This window comes from Curtobacterium sp. MCBD17_013, assembly GCF_003234565.1.
GTDB lineage: Bacteria > Actinomycetota > Actinomycetes > Actinomycetales > Microbacteriaceae > Curtobacterium.
On the sequence record NZ_QKTU01000004.1, the window covers coordinates 99,719 to 115,219 of the forward strand.

Genomic DNA, 15,501 nt, shown 5'->3' on the forward strand with positions numbered 1-15,501 from the left:
GCGGTCGGGCCTCCCGGGCGTCAGCCCTTGATGCCGCCCGCCAGCGCGTTCCCGCCGCCGAGGCCGCGGGAGACGATCACGTAGAGGGCGATCACCGGGACGGAGTAGAGGATCGAGAAGGCGGCGAGCTGCCCGTACGCCACCGATCCGTACTGCCCGAAGAAGTTGAAGATGCTGACCGCGGCGGGTTGCTTGTCGGGCGAGAGCAGCAGGACGAACGGGACGAAGAAGTTCCCCCACGCCTGGATGAACACGAAGATGAACACGACGGCGATGCCCGGACGCATGAGCGGCACGACGATCCGGGTCAGCGTCGCCATCATGGAGGCGCCGTCGGTCCAGGCGGCCTCCTCGAGCTGCACGGGCACGGAGTCCATGAAGTTCTTCGCCATCCAGATCGCCATCGGCAGGCTCGTCGCGGCGAGGAAGAACACGGTCCCGGCGACGTTGTCGATGAGGTTGAGCGACACGAACAGGCTGTAGACCGGCACCATCATCGCGGTGATCGGCAGGCCCGTCCCGAACAGGATCCCGTACAGGAACGGCTTGTTGACCCGCATCCGGTAGCGCGACAACGGGTACGCGGCGAGGATCGCGATGACGACCGTGACGATCGCGCATCCGCCCGACAGGATGAGGCTGTTGAGCAACGGCACGAACGCGAGCTGCGGCGTGAGGACCTTCGTGAAGTTGTCGAGGGTGAAGTGCGTCGGCAGCTTGACGCTCAGGGTCGCGCTCGCGTCGAACGATGCGAGGACGAGCCAGACGAGCGGCACGGCGAAGCAGATCGCGACGATCGCCAGGACGACGTTCGCCACCCAGCGCATCGTCCGGTGCCCCGGGCTCGTCATGTGCAGCGACCGGGCGTGGTCGCGGGCACCCGTGCGCGCGTTCCCCGGCACGGTGGCCGTGGGTTGGTCGATCGTGATGGCCATGGTCAGTCCACCTCCGGCTTCAGCGCCCGGATGTACACGATCGAGAAGACCGCGCCGACGATGAGGAGGATCGTCGCGATGGCCGTCCCGAACCCGAGCTGCGAGAACTTGAACGCCTCCTGGTACGCCAGGATCGGCAGGGTCGAGCTGTTCGTGCCGGGGCCGCCACCGGTCATCACGTAGATGAGGGTGAACACCGACAGGGTCTGCAGGGTGGTGAGCATGAGGTTCGTCGAGATGCTCCGCCGGATGACCGGCAGGGTGATGTACGCGAGCCGCTGCCAGCCGGTGGCACCGTCGACCTCGGCGCTCTCGGTGATCTCGTCAGGAACCTCCTGCACGGCCGCCGAGTAGACGAGCATCGAGAACGCGGTCCCGCGCCAGATGTTCGCCAGGATGATCGCGATCATCGGGTACGTGTAGAGCCAGTTCGCGCCGGTGATCCCGATCATCGACAGGAACGTGTTGAGCGTGCCCTTGTCGTTGAAGAACGCGTAGGCCGCGAACGAGGCGACGATCTCGGGGAGCACCCACGCGGCCACCACGAAGGTGCCGACGAGTGCCCGGATCACCCGGTTCGCCTCCCGCATGAGCAGTGCCAGGCCGAGGCCGAGCACGTTCTGCCCGATCACCGCGGAGCCGATGAGGAACACGAGCGTCAGCAGCACGGACTTCGGGAAGTCCTTGTCCTGGAACAGGTCGACGTAGTTCTTGAGTCCGACGAACTGCTGGCTCGACGCGGCCGCGCCGGTGAGCGCGGAGTTCGTGAACGAGCCGTAGAACGACGAGATGATCGGCCCGACCAGGAACACGACGATGAGGACCATCGCCGGCACGAGCGGCGTCGCCCGTGCGGCCGTGCGCAGGCCGTGTCCGCTCCGCCGCCGGGGCGGGTCCGTTCGTCGGGGTCCGCGGGTGCCGGGCAGGGCCGGCGCGATCTGGGTTGCCATCGGGGTACCGCCTCTTCGCTGGGTCGTGGCCGGTGGGGTGGGGTGACCGGGTCGGGCCGGGAGGCGCGGTGCGGGCCCGTCCGGGCTCGCAGGCTCGCCCGGCGCCCGCCGCGGATCGCTGGCGCGATCCCGCTGAGCGGCGGGCGCCCGGCCGGCCGGCCTACTTGATCTGGACGGTGTGGTCCTGACCGACCACCCCGATCACCGCCTTGTCGTAGGTCGCAGCCGCCTGTTTCGGCGTCTGCTGCCCGGTCATCACGGATTCCATGGCCACCTGGATGGCGTTCGAGATCTGGCTGTAGTCGCTCGTCGCCGGGCGGAAGTTCGTGTGTTCCACGAGTCCGGAGAAGAACTTGAACGTCGGGTTGGACGCGTCGTAGGTCGGGTCCTCGGCGACGTCACTGCGCACCGCGATCTGGCTGTTCTGGATGTCGTACTTGAGCGACCCCTGCTTGTCCAACGCCATCGTGATGAAGTTGAACGCGGCCTGCGGGTTCCCGGAATGCGCCCCGACCGCGAGCGTCCAGCCACCGGACATGCTGTTGTAGCCCGGGGCCTGGCCGTTCTGCGTCGGCATCGGCGCCTGACCGAGCACGCTCGACCACTGCGACCACGGAGCCGTCCCGGTCTTCAGCCACGTGCCGGACTGCCACGAACCGTCGAGGTCGATCGCCAGCTGGCCCTTCGGCAGCCACGTGTTCGCGACGGTCGTGCCGACGTTCGGGTCGAGTTCCTGCTGCGGTGTCGGGCCGAGGCCGCCCTGGTAGACGTCCTTGACGAACTGGAGCGCGTCGACGAACTGCTTCGAGCCCGTCACCCACTTCTTGTTCTGGTAGAGGGTGTTGCCCTTGCCGTCCGCCCCGTACAGGAGCATCTCGAAGCCCTGCATGGTCGAGGCCTCGCCCTGCGGCTTGCCCGAGTACATGTGGAACGGGATGACGCTCGGGTCCTTGGCCTTGATCGTCTTCGCCGCGTCGAGGACGTCCTGCCAGGTCTTCGGCTGCCACGGAACGGGCAGCCCGACCTTCTTGAAGATGTCCTTGTTGTACCAGAGGGCCCGGGTGTCGGTGCCCATCGGGACGCCGTAGGTCTTGCCGTCGACGCCCTGCCCCGCCTGCTTGGCGTTCGTGTAGAACTTGCTCCAGTCGCTCCACTTGGCCGTGTACTTGTCGAGCGGCAGGAGGTACCCGGCCTGCGCGTCCGCCTTGACGAGGAACGTGTCCTCGTACATGACGTCAGGCGCGGTGGCCGACGCCTTGTTCATGAGCGCGAGCTTCGTGTAGTAGTCGTTCTCCTGCGCCTGGATCGGCACCAGGTCGACGGTCATGTTCGGGTACTTCTTCTCGAACGCCGCCTTGACGTCCTTCATGTGGTGGTCGAGCTGCTGGAAGCTGCCGAACTTCTGGTACGCGATCTTGATGGTGTCGCTGCTCGAGGATCCCGAGCTGCTGCACCCGGCCAGGGCCAGGGCTGCGACCGCTGCTGCTGCGACCGCGGCGATGAGACGAGGGCGTTTCATGGTGCTCCTTTGCTCCACAGGACGCTTCGGGCTCCCTTGCCCGGTCCGCGATTAGTCCACCGTATGGACTTAATGCTTGTCAAGCACCACGGGGGTGCGTTTCGCCCCGATCCCGCGAGATCGCACTCGTTGCCGTTCAGCACGCGCTCAGAGCGACAACGAGTGCGATTTCGCGGAGAGGGGGCTGCCTGGCCGACCGGCGGCCGGGGCGGCACTCAGCGGTCGATGAGCAGGGTGGAGGCCCGGGGCGACAACGTCGTGTCGAGCACCAGACACGCCGCTCCCACGGCGGTGACGTCCTCGTCGATCTCGCTCTGCTCGACCACGACGGGGTGCTTCGCCACGAGGACCGGCGACGACGCGATCGCCTGCGCGGCCGCGGGCAGGGCCTCCACGGCGATGCGCGACCAGAAGGGTCCGCCGAACACGACGCGGTCCACGTCGAGCAGGTTGACGATGACCACGACCGCACGGCCCATCGCGGTGCCGGCCGCCGCGGCGATCGCCCGCGCGATCGGGTCGCCCTCCGCGACCAGGGCCGACAGCTCGGAGAACGCGGCGTCGACCGCGGCCACGTCGGTGGGGCCGTCCCCGGTCGCCCAGGGCGCGCCGATGTCCAGTCCGGCCGCGGCGCCGAAGCGGACCAGGCGCTCGGGCGTCACGGTGTCGCCGACCTCGGCCCGGCCCTCCCCCGACCGGGTGGCCCGGGTCGTCACCGGCGCGGTGCCGACCCCCCGGCTGCCGCGGTCCGGTGTCCGGCGCGGGCCCGGCCCCTCGGGCAGCTCGGCCAGCAGGCCCTGGTCGATCATGATGTGGCCGGCGTCGCCGGCGTTCCCGCCCGCTCCGCGGAGCGGCTCGTGGTCGATCACGAGCCCGACGCCGAACCCGGTGCCGTAGTACACGAAGGCGAAGTTCCGGGCCGACGCCTCGTCGGTCAGCCACATCTCGCCGACGGCGGCGGCCGTCACGTCCTTCTCGAGCAGGACCGGGAGGCCCGTGGCCGCGGCGAGCGCGTCGCGCACCGGGACGTCCCGCCACCGGGGCAGGAACGGCGGGTCGAGGACGACGCCCCGTTCCGGGTCGATCGGTCCGGGCGAGGCCACCCCGACGCCGAGCACCGCCGCGCGGTCGACGCCTGCGTCGGTGACGAGTCGCTCGACCGCGTCGGCCATCGTCGACACGACGTCGTCCGGGTTCGCCGCGGAGGGCGTCGGGACGCTCGCCCCGGCGACGACCGCCCCCCTGAGGTCGAGGAGCACGCTCGTGACGACCGCCGGGTCGACGTGGACACCGACGGCGTACCGACTGGTGGGATCGAGTCGGAGGATCGTGCGGGGTTTGCCGCGGCCCGCGACCACGGTGCCCGACTCGACGACCATGCCCGCGTCGATGAGGTGCCGGGTGACGTTGGACACGGTCTGGGGGCTGAGCCCCGTGCGGTCGGCGAGCTCGACGCGACTCAGCCCGTCGGTGCTCCGGCGGATCGCGTCGAGGACCACGGTGCGGTTGAACCCGCCGATGGCCGGGAGGTTGGCACCGCGTCGATGCTCGGCCATCGCTCCTCCGTTCGTCCGGGGCCGACCCTATCGCCCGACCCGCCACGCCCGGGCGTCCTGGTTCTCCGGAAGCTCGTGGCAGCCCCTCTGGTCCGCTCGCAGGAGCACCGCTACCCTGACCGGCATGACGGACCTCCGCCTCGAGCCCCTCTCCGCCGCGACGATCGTCGCGGCGAACTCGCTCACGCTCAAGCCAGGGCAGGAGCAGTACGTCCAGCCGGTGTCGCACTCCATCGCCGAGGCCTACGTCCGACCGACGACGGCCTGGCCGCGCGTGGTGCTCGACGGCGACGAGGTCGTCGGGTTCATCATGGGGAACTTCGACGCCGAGAACAGCCAGGAGGAGCTCCGCAGCTGCATCTGGCGGCTCAACGTCGCCGCTTCGGCCCAGGGCCGCGGAGTCGGCCGGTTCGCCGTGCACGGCCTGGCAGAGGAAGCCCGCTCGCGCGGGTTCGACCGGCTGACCGTCATGTTCGAGCCCGGCGACGACGGCCCCGAGCCGTTCTTCCGCGCGATCGGGTTCCAGGTCATCGGCGAGACGCAGTACGGGGAGCACTTCGCCGCCCTGACACTCTGAACCCGGTGGTGGACGAGCCCGGAGACCCCGGCACGGACTTCGGCGCCGCGGTGGCCGATGTGGTCCGCGGCATCCCGCCCGGCCGGGTGATGACGTACGGCGACGTCGCGGCGGTGCTCGGCTCTCGGGCGTCGCGGCAGGTCGGCCGGGTCATGGCGCACGAGGGCCACGGTCTGCCGTGGTGGCGCGTCGTCCGCGCCGGGGGTCTGCCGCCCGTCGAGCACGAGGCCCGCGCCCTCGAGCACTGGCGCACCGAGGGGACCCCGCTCCGGCCGGGCACCCCGACCTGGAGGGTCGACATGCGTCGGGCGCGTTGGTCGCCCTCCTGAACCGCTCGCGGGGGACACACCCTGACCGGAGTCGGCCTGCACCGCGCGTACCGTCCCGGGGGGCCGGGCGTTCCCGTCGTCCGGCGACGAACAGGAGGAGCACCATGCGAGCAGTCGTCTACAACGGACCGCGCGACGTCAGCGTCCAGGACGTCCCCGACGCCCGGATCGAGAAGCCGACCGACATCCTCATCCGGGTGACCGCCACGAACATCTGCGGGTCGGACCTGCACATGTACGACGGCCGGACGGACATCGAGCCGGGCAGCGTCTTCGGACACGAGAACCTCGGCGAGGTGATCGAGGTCGGCTCCGGGGTCGAGAAGGTCTCGGTCGGCGAGCGCGTCGTCCTCCCCTTCAACATCGCCTGCGGCTTCTGCAAGAACTGCGAGCGCGGCTGGTCGAGCTTCTGCCTGACGACGCAGCCGAACCCGGAGACGGCCGGTGCGGCGTACGGCTACGCGGACATGGGTCCGTACCGCGGCGGGCAGGCGGAGCTCCTCCGCGTGCCGTTCGGTGACTACAACGCACTCCGTCTCGGCGAGGACTCGGTCGAGAAGGAGAACGACTACGCGATGCTGTCGGACATCTTCCCCACCGGATGGCACGGCACCGAGCTCGCGGGGGTGAAGCCGGGCGACTCGGTCGTCGTGTACGGCGCCGGCCCGGTCGGGTTGATGGCGGCACTGTCGGCCACGATCAAGGGTGCCGCGAAGGTCATGGTCGTCGACCGGCAGCCGGACCGCCTGCGTCTGGTGGAGTCGATCGGTGCGATCCCGATCAACGACGCCGAGGTCGACCCCGTCCAGGCGGTCCTCGACCAGACCATGGGGCTCGGGGCGGACGCCGGTGTGGAGGCCGTCGGGTACCAGGCACACGACCCCGAGGGCAACGAGCAGCCGAACCTCGTGCTGAACCGCCTCATCGCGTCCGTGCGGTTCACGGGCGGCATCGGCGTCGTCGGTGTCTACCTGCCGCAGGACCCGGGCGCCTCGGACGAGCTCGCCAAGAACGGGCAGATCGCGCTCGACTACGGCACGTTCTTCTTCAAGGGCCAGCACATGGGCACCGGGCAGGCGCCGGTCAAGCGGTACAACCGGCAGCTCCGCGACCTCATCGCCGCGGGCAAGGCGGAACCGTCCTTCATCGTGAGCCACGACCTGCCGCTCGACCAGGCACCGGACGCGTACCGGCACTTCGACGCCCGCGACGAGGGCTGGACGAAGGTCGTGCTGCACCCCGCCTCGGCCTGACCGGTCGCCGGGCCGCGGCCGTCAGGCGGTCGCGCGCCCGGCCTCCAGGTCGTAGCGGTCGCCCCGCGGGGCGGTCGGCAGGGCGAGCAGCACGAGCAGCACGAGGTTGACGACCGGGACGAGGTCGAGCAGCAGCCACCACCCGCTGCGTCCCGTGTCGTGCAGGCGTCGGACCCCGAGCGCGATCGTCGGCAGGAGCGTGGCGAGGCCCCAGACCGCGCTGACGGCCACGACGACGACGATCGCGATGACGGGCCCGTCCGGGACGCCGCTCGTGGTCGTGCCCGAGGGCAGCGTGGCCACGGTGACCCCGAAGACGATCCCGGCCACGATGCCGAACACGAGACCCACCAGCGCCGCGACGAGCAGCCACCACCAGCACTCGCTGCGGCTCGCGCGGCCCCGCAGCACCACGTAGCCGCGCCAGAACCGGCGGACGGCGACGGGCAGCGGGGCGCCGTACCAGGGCACGCCGATCGGGAGGGCCGCAGCGGGGCCTCCCGTCCGGTCCGGTCGGGTCGTGGTCGGTCGGGCACCGTCGCTCATGGGGACCATCCTGCCCTGTCCGGGGACGCCCCCGCGCCGCCCCCGCGCCGTCCTCGGAGTCGCCGAGATCGCAGAACACGCCGCTCACATGAGGACGTGAGCGGCGTGTTCTGCGATCTCGGCGGGAGGACCGGGCCGGCGGGAGGACCGGAGCGGCCGGACCGGGGCCGGCCGGACCGGGGCCGGCGGGTCAGACCAAGCTGTCCCGCCAGGCCGCGTGGAGCTGAGCGAACCGGCCGGTACCCGCGATGAGGTCGTCCGGCGTGCCGTCCTCGACGATCTGCCCGTGTTCCATGACGAGCACCCGGTGGGCGATCGCGACCGTCGAGAGGCGGTGCGCGATGATCACGGCGGTGCGGTCGGCGAGCAGGGTCTCGAGACCCTCCTGCACGAGCCGCTCGCTCGGGATGTCGAGCGACGCCGTGGCCTCGTCGAGGATGAGCACGCGCGGGTCCGCCAGGAACGCCCGGGCGAACGACAGCAGCTGCCGCTGGCCCGCCGACACCCGGCCACCGCGCTTGTTGACGTCGGTGTCGTACCCGTCGGGCAGCGCCTCGATGAACGTGTGGGCGCCGACGGCCTTCGCCGCCCGCTCGATCTCGGCCCGTGACGCCCCCGGCTTGCCGAGCGCGATGTTGTCCGCGACGGACCCCGAGAACAGGTACGCCTCTTGCGTGACCATGACGATCGCGCGCCGCATGTCCCGCGGGTCGAGGTCGCGCAGGTCGATGCCGTCGAGCCGCACGGAGCCCTGTGACGGGTCGTAGAACCGCGCCATGAGCTTCGCGAGCGTCGACTTGCCCGCGCCCGTCGACCCCACGAGCGCGATCGTCTGACCGGCCGGGATGTGCAGGTCGAACTCGGGGAGCACGACCGTCTCGGCGTTGTACGCGAACACGACGTCGTCGAAGTCGACGCGGCCCTTCGCCTGGGCGAGGTGCTGCGGCCGGACCGGGTCCGGCACGCTCGGCTCCTCCTCGAGCACGCCCGAGATCTTCTCCATCGCAGCGGACGCCGACTGGTACCCGTTGTAGAACATCGCGAGCTGTTCGGCCGGGTCGAAGAACCGCCGGGCGTACAGGGCGACGGCGAGCAGGGCGCCGATCTCGAGCGAGCCATCGACGACGCGGAACGCGCCGATGATGACGACCGCCGCGAGCGTCGCGTTGCCGATGAGCACGAGGCCCGGATCGAACGTCCCGAACAGGTTGAACACCTTGGCGTTCGCGGCGCGGTAGTCCTCGACGTACCCGGCGTACTCGTCGCGGTTGCGGGACTCCTTGCGGAACGCCTGCACCGCCCGGATGCCCGTCATGGTCTCGACGAAGTGCACGATCACCCGGGCGCTCGTGACACGCGTCGCCCGGAACAGCTGCTGCGAGCGCTTCTGGAACCACCGGGTCAGGAACCACAGCGGCACGAGGGCGATCGCGAGCACGAGGCCGGACGTCGGGTCGAGCGACACGAGCGCGATGGCGGTGAACACCATGTAGAGCACGCCCTGGATGAGCTGGTTCAGCCCGGAGTCGAGGAGTTCGCGGATCGAGTCGAGGTCGCTCGTCTGGCGCGAGATGATCCGCCCGGACGTGTAGGTCTCGTGGAACTCGAGGCTCAGACGCTGGGTGTGCAGGAACACGCGCTTGCGCAGGTCGAGCAGGATCTTCTGGCTGATCTTCGCCGCGAGCACGGTGTACCAGGCGGTGAGCAGCGCGCCCGCGACGGCGACGACGATGTAGCCGGCCACCACGAGGTACGCGGGGAGCCAGTCCTGTCGGTGGAGCACCGACGGCAGCGCGCTGTCGATGCCGTACGCGATGAGGGTTGGACCGGCCACCTGCGCGCCGGTCGACACCACCACGACGATCGCGATCGTCCACAGGTCGCGCCGGAGCGGTCCGAGCAGCGAGCGCATGAGCGCGAGCGACCGACGCCGGAGCCGTCGGCTCTCGGCCTTCGTGAAGTGCTCCCGCTCCTCGCCGCGCACACCGCGCACGGTGATGGAGGCGGTGACCGGCTGCCCGTCGTCGGCCGCGGTGACGGCGGCGGCCGGGCCTCCCGGCTGTGCGGTGTCCGTGGCGGGCTGGGCCCGCTCCTCGAACTCGGTCTGGTACTCGTCCTCGGGCTCGCCGGGGGCGTCCGGCCTGGCCGACGTCCGCTGGGGGTCGCTCATGCCAGTGCCTCCTCTCGCGCGGTCGCGTCGTCCTCGTCGAGCGAGGAGATGACGTAGCGGTAGTGGTCGTTCGTGGCCATCAGGTCGTGGTGCGTCCCGACGGCGGTGATGCGCCCGTCCTGCATGAGCGCGACCCGGTCGGCCAACGTTACGGTGGAGGGGCGGTGCGCGACGATGAGCGAGGTCGTCTCGGCGAGGACGCGTCGGAGTCCCGCCTCGACCCGGGCCTCGGTGTCGACGTCGAGCGCCGACAACGGGTCGTCGAGCACGAGCACGCTCGGTCGGGCGGCGATCGCCCGGGCCAGTGCGAGCCGCTGCCGTTGCCCGCCGGACAGGCTCAGGCCCTCCTCGCCGACGCGGGTGTCGACGCCGTCCGGGAGCCGGTCGACGAACTCCGCCTGCGCGACGTCGAGCGCCTCGCGGAGCAGGGCCTCGGCCTCGTCCCCCGAGACGTCCGGGCGGCCGAGGAGCACGTTGTCCCGCACCGAGGCGCTGAAGAGCGTGGCGTCCTCGAACGCGACGCCGACCCGGTGCCGCAGTTCCTCGCGCGTGAGCTCGCGGACGTCGACACCGTCGATCGTGATCGAGCCGCCCGTGACGTCGTACAGACGCGGCACCAGGGCGAGCAACGTCGTCTTGCCCGACCCGGTGAGCCCGACGAGCGCCATCGTCTCGCCCGGCTGCAGGACGAGCTCCACCCCGTCGACGAGGTCCGGCGTGCCCGCGGGCGCGTCCTGGTAACGGAAGTGCACGTCGGTGAACGTCAACGCACCACGGGGGTCGGTGATCGTGCGCGGACGCTCCGGGTCCTGGATCGTGTTCTCGGAGTCCATGACCTCGAAGAACCGGTCGACCGCGGTCCGGGTGTCGAACGTCATCGACAGCAGGAAGCCGATGGACTCGATCGGGAACCGGAGGACCGCCGCTGCCGAGAAGAACGCGAACAGCTCCCCGACCGTCAGGTGGCCCTGCGACGCCAGCCAGATCCCGGCGAGCAGGCACAGTGCGAACGCGACGTCGGGCACGAGCAGGAGCCACAGCCAGATGCCGGCGATGGCCCGGGCCTTCTCGATCTCGGTGCCCCGGAGCTGCTCGGCCTGTTCGCTGAACTCGTCGAGCTTGTACCGGCCGCGGCCGAACGCCTTGAGCACGCGGATGCCGTGCACCGACTGCTCCACACTCGTCGCGAGGTCACCCACCTGGTCCTGGCTGCGCCGGGCGACGACCGAGTACTTGCGCTCGAACACGAGGCCGTTGATCCAGATCGGGATCGACGCGACCATGAAGATGAGCGCGAGCAGCCAGCTCCACGTGAACAGCACGCCGAAGCCGACGATGATCGTGACGATGTTGACGACGAGCAGCACGATGCCGAACGCCAACCAGCGTCGGATCAGGCTGAGGTCCGACACCGACCGCGACAGCAGCTGACCCGACTGCCACCGGTCGTGGAACGCGACCGGCAGGTCCTGGAGCTTGGCGTAGAGGGCGTTCCGCATGCGCGACTCGACGTACGTGCCCGGCCGGAGGACCAGGCGACGGCGGGCGGCGATCATGAGGGCCTCGAGCACCCCGAGGCCGAGCACCGCCAGGCCCGCGGGGACGATCTGGCCACGGTCGCCGGACTTCAGCGGCCCGTCGACCAGGGCCTGCAGGACGAACGGGATCGCGAGCGCGACGAGCGACGCGACCATCGCGGCGACCATGCCGAGCACGATGCGCCCGATCGCGGGCTGGACGTAGGGGTAGATCCGCGCGATGGCGCGGAAGGTGGACGGACGCGCTGCTGCAGCGGGCGTTCTCGACATGGGGAGACCTCATCGTCGAACCGGTCGGGACCGGAGTGCGGATTGATGCGACCTCCGACCCGTCGGGCGGGCCGGGAGGCGGGACCTCCGCCCGACGTCATGGTGACGATGGGCGTGGCCGGGTGGGGCGGGCGGGGGCGGACGCCGAGGCGTCACGCGCCGCGAGCGGCGGACCGGTGACCCGTCGGCGGCGTGCTGGTCCCCGCGGGGGCGACTAGCGGAACGTCGGTCCCTCGACGGACGGGGCGACGACTCCGAAGGCGTCCAGGCCGGCGGGAGCCAGGGTGCTGGTCATCGCGTTCATCGTCACTCCAGTCGTCGTCATCGTCACGCCGACCACCGGGCCGCGCTGGTGGGGCGTGTCGAGGCCGGTCGGAGCCTCACAGACTATTCGCAGCCGCCCTCAGGTCGCAACGAGGTCCGGCGTGTCGCCCTACTCGCGTTGCACCCGCCTGTCCTGCGGCGGTTCCGGCGCCTGCGAACGGCTGGGGACATACGCCTCCTGTAACCGCTCCCCGCATCACAAGCGACGGCCAAAGTCGTTATGCTCCCCCCGTGGCACGGGACGGCGACGCGGCGAAGCATGGCTATCGCGTTGGGAACCACGAACTTCACTTCGGCGTCCGTTTTTGGGTAGCCCTTTTCCTTGCCATAGGACTTGTCGCAATCGGCATGTACACCTCGCCGAGAAATCTCACGGCCGGAGTTCTGGTCGGCGTTGCCGGCGTGATTGGCGCGCTGCTTGGCGTTCTACTTGATATCACTCCTGTTTCGACGGACCGATCAGTTGAGGCTCGGAGCGCGATTCGCGCACTACACCGTTTGAGCCAAGATATTGAGAGCATCCAAGCACGGGTAACTCTGATCGCAGCAGAGCGCCTCACGCAGCGAGCCGCTATTCCGATTGCTCTTGTGTCAGAGGACCTGGAAGGCGTCCGAACAGGCCTCTACTCTGCAATAGTCGAATGGGACCGGATTGCCCCCGGGTCGTCGAATGTGATCGAGGAAATTAGAACAGCCGGGAGTGAGTTGCTAGCGAAGCTCTCGAAGGAAGATGGCAGGAGCGAAGGTTGACAGACGCACAGAAGGTTCAGGGCAAGGTAGCGGAAATCGTCAGCGATCGGGAGGTGATCTTGAACCGGGGGGAACGAGACGGCGTCGAACAGGGAATGTACTTCGCCATCCTCGACCCCGACTTCGTCAGCGTGACGGACCCCGACAGCAACGAAGATCTTGGCGGTATCCGTCTCGTCAAGGTGGCGGTACAAGCCGTCGAGGTCGCCCCTCACCTCACCCTTGCTCGAACGTTCAGAACCCGAACCGTGAACGTAGGTGGTACTGCCGCTGGTATTGGGTCCATACTCGCTGCAACACAGCCGCCGCGCTACGTCGAGCGTGTCGAGCGTCTGACGATCGACGAGAGCACCCGCCGCAAAATCGATCCGTCTGAGAGTGTCGTCGGGCGCGGGGATCCGTTCGAGGAGATCGACGAGGACGACGCCGAGGACATCAAATCCATCACTATTTGGCGGTGAACTACTTGCGCATTCCTCTGCCTCTTCCCCAGTAGTAGCAGCTCGAGCCCGATCCGCATGTCAGTGGAAGAAGTGGCGTTCGCCCGTGAAGTACATCGTCACGCCGGCCGCGTTCGCCGCAGCGATCACCTCGGCGTCGCGCACGGACCCGCCGGGCTGGACCACCGCCCGGACACCCGCGTCGATGAGGACCTGCAGCCCGTCGGCGAACGGGAAGAAGGCGTCGGAGGCGGCCACCGACCCCGCGGCGCGGTCGCCCGCCCGGGTCACGGCGAGGTGGCACGAGTCGACCCGGTTCACCTGGCCCATGCCGACGCCGACGCTCGCCCCGGCGTTCGCCAGCAGGATCGCGTTCGACTTGACGGCCCGGCAGGCCTTCCACGCGAACGCGAGGTCCGCGAGGGTGGCGTCGTCCGCGGCGTCCCCGGACACGAGGTCCCACGTCGCCTGGTCGAACGTCGTGAACCGGTCGGCGTCCTGCACGAGGAACCCGCCCGAGATCTGCTTGACCTCGCGGGGCGCCAGGGCGAAGTCGGCCGGCAGGGTGAGCAGCCGGATGTTCTTCTTGGCGGACAGGATCTCGACGGCCTCGGGGTCGAACGCGGGTGCGATCACGACCTCGGTGAAGATGTCCGCCACAGCCTCGGCCATGCCGCGCGACACGGGGCGGTTCGCCGCGATGACCCCGCCGAACGCCGACAGGGGATCGCACGCGTGGGCACGGGCGTGGGCGTCGGCGATCGGGTCGGCCGCGTCGGGTGCCGCGACCGCGATGCCGCAGGGGTTCGCGTGCTTGATGATCGCGACCGCCGGCTCCGTGAAGTCGTACGCGGCACGGAGCGCTGCGTCGGCGTCGACGTAGTTGTTGTACGACATCTCCTTGCCGTGCAGCTGGGTCGCCTGCGCGATGCCGTGGCCGTCGGCGGCGGTGTAGAGCGCGGCGGCCTGGTGCGCGTTCTCGCCGTAGCGGAGACCCGCCGCGAGCGAGCCCTCGAGCTGGATCGTCGGTGCGAAGCCGCTGGCGCCGGACCCGTCCGCTGATCCGTTCCCCGGGCCTCCCGGCTGCGCGACGTCGCCATGGACCGTCGGGCCGCCCGCGACGTGCTCGGTGAAGTACGCGGCCACGGCGGTGTCGTACGCCGCGGTGTGGGCGAAGGCCGCGGTGGCGAGCCGACGGCGGAGGGCGAGGTCCGTGCCTCCCGACCGGACCGCGGCGATGACCTCGGCGTACGACGACGGCGAGACCACGACGGCCACGTTGGCGTGGTTCTTCGCGGATGCGCGCACCATCGCGGGGCCGCCGATGTCGACGTTCTCGACGACCGTCGCCGTGTCCGCACCCGACGCCACGGTCTCGACGAAGGGGTAGAGGTTCACGACGACGAGCTCGAACGGCGCGATCCCGAGGTCGGCGAGCTGCTGCTCGTGCGACTCGAGCCGCAGATCGGCGAGCAGACCCGCGTGCACGGCCGGGTGCAGGGTCTTCACGCGGCCGTCGAGGGACTCGGGGAACCCGGTGATCGCGGCGACCTCGGTGACGCCGATGCCCGAGTCGGCGATGGCCTTCGCCGTCGACCCCGTGGACACGATCTCGACCCCGGCGGCGTCGAGGGCCGCGGCGAGGTCGAGGAGGCCGGACTTGTCGCTCACCGAGATGAGCGCGCGGCGGACGGCGACGCGGTCGCGCTCGCGGTAGAGGCTGGGATCGGCGGCGTGGGCGCTCATGCGCGGGCGAGTTCCTTCAGGTCGACGGTTCCGTTGGCGATGTCGAGGACGGTCTGGATGAGCAGCCGTCGCTCCACGTGCTTGATGCGGTCGTGCAGCGTGGACTCGGAGTCGTCCGGCTCCACGGGGATCCGCTCCTGGACGATGATCGGGCCGCTGTCGACGCCGTCGTCGACGAGGATGACGCTCGCGCCCGTCTCCCGCACGCCCGCGACGAGGGCGTCCCGCACGGCGTGCGCGCCGGGGAACTCGGGCAGGTGGGCGGGGTGGGTGTTGACGATCGCGGGGCTGAACTCGGCGACGACGTCGTGCGGGAGCAGCCGCATGAACCCCGAGAGCACGAGCAGGTCGGGCGTCCACGGGCGGATCTGCTCGGCCAGGGCGGCACCCCACTCCTGCCGGGTCGCGAACGCCGTGAAGGGGACCGTGAAGGTCGGGATGCCGTACTCCTCGCCGAGGTCGAGCCCCTCGGCGTCACGATCCGCACCGATCGCGACGACCCGTGCGGGGTACTCGGCGTCCCGTGCGGCGTCGAGCAGCGCGCGGAGGTTCGATCCGGCACCGGAGATCAGCACCACCAGTTCGAGCACGGTCGCCA

14 protein-coding genes are annotated in these 15,501 nt (G+C 70.1%); 5 read left to right on the forward strand and 9 right to left on the reverse strand.

All coding sequences use genetic code 11. The features are described from left to right. Positions 1-20: 20 nt before the first annotated feature. From DEI81_RS06595 to DEI81_RS06610, 4 genes are all read right to left on the reverse strand, one after another. The gene (locus DEI81_RS06595) at positions 21-851 is read right to left on the reverse strand and encodes a carbohydrate ABC transporter permease (protein WP_375334763.1); all 831 of its coding nucleotides are present in this window, start codon (positions 849-851) and stop codon (positions 21-23) included. 86 nt (positions 852-937) lie between these two features. Beyond that, positions 938-1,885, reverse strand: coding sequence for a carbohydrate ABC transporter permease (locus tag DEI81_RS06600; protein ID WP_111009737.1), 948 nt, complete (start codon positions 1,883-1,885; stop codon positions 938-940). Between the two features lie 160 nt (positions 1,886-2,045). Continuing rightward, complete coding sequence (locus DEI81_RS06605) at positions 2,046-3,404, reverse strand: extracellular solute-binding protein (protein WP_111009738.1); 1,359 nt, start codon at positions 3,402-3,404, stop codon at positions 2,046-2,048. Between the two features lie 215 nt (positions 3,405-3,619). Continuing rightward, positions 3,620-4,960 (reverse strand): ROK family transcriptional regulator, encoded by a 1,341-nt coding sequence (locus tag DEI81_RS06610; protein ID WP_111009739.1) that lies wholly within the window; start codon positions 4,958-4,960, stop codon positions 3,620-3,622. A 124-nt stretch (positions 4,961-5,084) separates the two neighbouring features. Between DEI81_RS06610 and DEI81_RS06615 the strand changes: the two genes are divergently transcribed. The 3 genes from DEI81_RS06615 to DEI81_RS06625 all read left to right on the forward strand — a co-directional run bounded on the left by DEI81_RS06615 (position 5,085) and on the right by DEI81_RS06625 (position 7,119). Beyond that, complete coding sequence (locus DEI81_RS06615) at positions 5,085-5,537, forward strand: GNAT family N-acetyltransferase (protein ID WP_111009740.1); 453 nt, start codon at positions 5,085-5,087, stop codon at positions 5,535-5,537. An 8-nt stretch (positions 5,538-5,545) separates the two neighbouring features. Beyond that, positions 5,546-5,866 carry an MGMT family protein gene (locus DEI81_RS06620; RefSeq protein WP_181434597.1) on the forward strand — a complete coding sequence of 107 codons (321 nt, stop codon included), beginning with the start codon at positions 5,546-5,548 and terminating at the stop codon, positions 5,864-5,866. A 104-nt stretch (positions 5,867-5,970) separates the two neighbouring features. Further along, positions 5,971-7,119 (forward strand): glutathione-independent formaldehyde dehydrogenase, encoded by a 1,149-nt coding sequence (locus tag DEI81_RS06625; protein WP_111009741.1) that lies wholly within the window; start codon positions 5,971-5,973, stop codon positions 7,117-7,119. A gap of 21 nt (positions 7,120-7,140) precedes the next feature. Here the strand turns inward: DEI81_RS06625 and DEI81_RS06630 are convergent, their stop codons facing one another. The 3 genes from DEI81_RS06630 to DEI81_RS06640 all read right to left on the reverse strand — a co-directional run bounded on the left by DEI81_RS06630 (position 7,141) and on the right by DEI81_RS06640 (position 11,643). Then, positions 7,141-7,665, reverse strand: coding sequence for a DUF805 domain-containing protein (locus tag DEI81_RS06630; protein WP_111009742.1), 525 nt, complete (start codon positions 7,663-7,665; stop codon positions 7,141-7,143). A gap of 190 nt (positions 7,666-7,855) precedes the next feature. Continuing rightward, a complete protein-coding gene (locus DEI81_RS06635) occupies positions 7,856-9,664 on the reverse strand; it encodes an ABC transporter ATP-binding protein (RefSeq protein WP_111009894.1) in 1,809 nt (602 codons plus the stop codon). Positions 9,665-9,831: 167 nt separating this feature from the next. Beyond that, complete coding sequence (locus DEI81_RS06640) at positions 9,832-11,643, reverse strand: ABC transporter ATP-binding protein (protein WP_111009743.1); 1,812 nt, start codon at positions 11,641-11,643, stop codon at positions 9,832-9,834. A gap of 555 nt (positions 11,644-12,198) precedes the next feature. Here DEI81_RS06640 and DEI81_RS15965 point away from each other — a divergent pair. Together DEI81_RS15965 and DEI81_RS06645 are read left to right on the forward strand one after the other, a co-directional pair. Then, on the forward strand, positions 12,199-12,717 hold the full coding sequence (locus DEI81_RS15965; protein ID WP_146244035.1) for a hypothetical protein: 519 nt from the start codon (positions 12,199-12,201) through the stop codon (positions 12,715-12,717). Next, entirely contained in the window at positions 12,714-13,178 is a 465-nt protein-coding gene (locus DEI81_RS06645; RefSeq protein WP_111009744.1) for a hypothetical protein, read from the forward strand. Before DEI81_RS15965 ends, DEI81_RS06645 begins: the two co-directional genes overlap by 4 nt. Before the next feature lie 60 nt (positions 13,179-13,238). On the opposite strand, the gene purH is transcribed toward DEI81_RS06645, so the two are convergent. Together purH and purN are read right to left on the reverse strand one after the other, a co-directional pair. Beyond that, on the reverse strand, positions 13,239-14,903 hold the full coding sequence (gene purH / locus DEI81_RS06650) for a bifunctional phosphoribosylaminoimidazolecarboxamide formyltransferase/IMP cyclohydrolase (RefSeq protein ID WP_111009745.1): 1,665 nt from the start codon (positions 14,901-14,903) through the stop codon (positions 13,239-13,241). Beyond that, complete coding sequence (purN, locus tag DEI81_RS06655; protein WP_111009746.1) at positions 14,900-15,493, reverse strand: phosphoribosylglycinamide formyltransferase; 594 nt, start codon at positions 15,491-15,493, stop codon at positions 14,900-14,902. The genes purH and purN overlap by 4 nt, the downstream gene beginning before the upstream one ends. Positions 15,494-15,501: the final 8 nt, after the last annotated feature.

Excerpts from the sequence above, each read along its gene's own strand:
- DEI81_RS06595 (WP_375334763.1), bottom strand. The coding sequence starts at position 851 with ATGACGAGCCCGGGGCACCGGACGATGCGCTGGGTGGCGAACGTCGTC.
- DEI81_RS06600 (WP_111009737.1), bottom strand. The coding sequence starts at position 1,885 with ATGGCAACCCAGATCGCGCCGGCCCTGCCCGGCACCCGCGGACCCCGA.
- DEI81_RS06605 (WP_111009738.1), bottom strand. The coding sequence starts at position 3,404 with ATGAAACGCCCTCGTCTCATCGCCGCGGTCGCAGCAGCAGCGGTCGCA.
- DEI81_RS06610 (WP_111009739.1), bottom strand. The coding sequence starts at position 4,960 with ATGGCCGAGCATCGACGCGGTGCCAACCTCCCGGCCATCGGCGGGTTC.
- DEI81_RS06615 (WP_111009740.1), top strand. The coding sequence starts at position 5,085 with ATGACGGACCTCCGCCTCGAGCCCCTCTCCGCCGCGACGATCGTCGCG.
- DEI81_RS06625 (WP_111009741.1), top strand. The coding sequence starts at position 5,971 with ATGCGAGCAGTCGTCTACAACGGACCGCGCGACGTCAGCGTCCAGGAC.
- DEI81_RS06630 (WP_111009742.1), bottom strand. The coding sequence starts at position 7,665 with ATGAGCGACGGTGCCCGACCGACCACGACCCGACCGGACCGGACGGGA.
- DEI81_RS06640 (WP_111009743.1), bottom strand. The coding sequence starts at position 11,643 with ATGTCGAGAACGCCCGCTGCAGCAGCGCGTCCGTCCACCTTCCGCGCC.
- purH (WP_111009745.1), bottom strand. The coding sequence starts at position 14,903 with ATGAGCGCCCACGCCGCCGATCCCAGCCTCTACCGCGAGCGCGACCGC.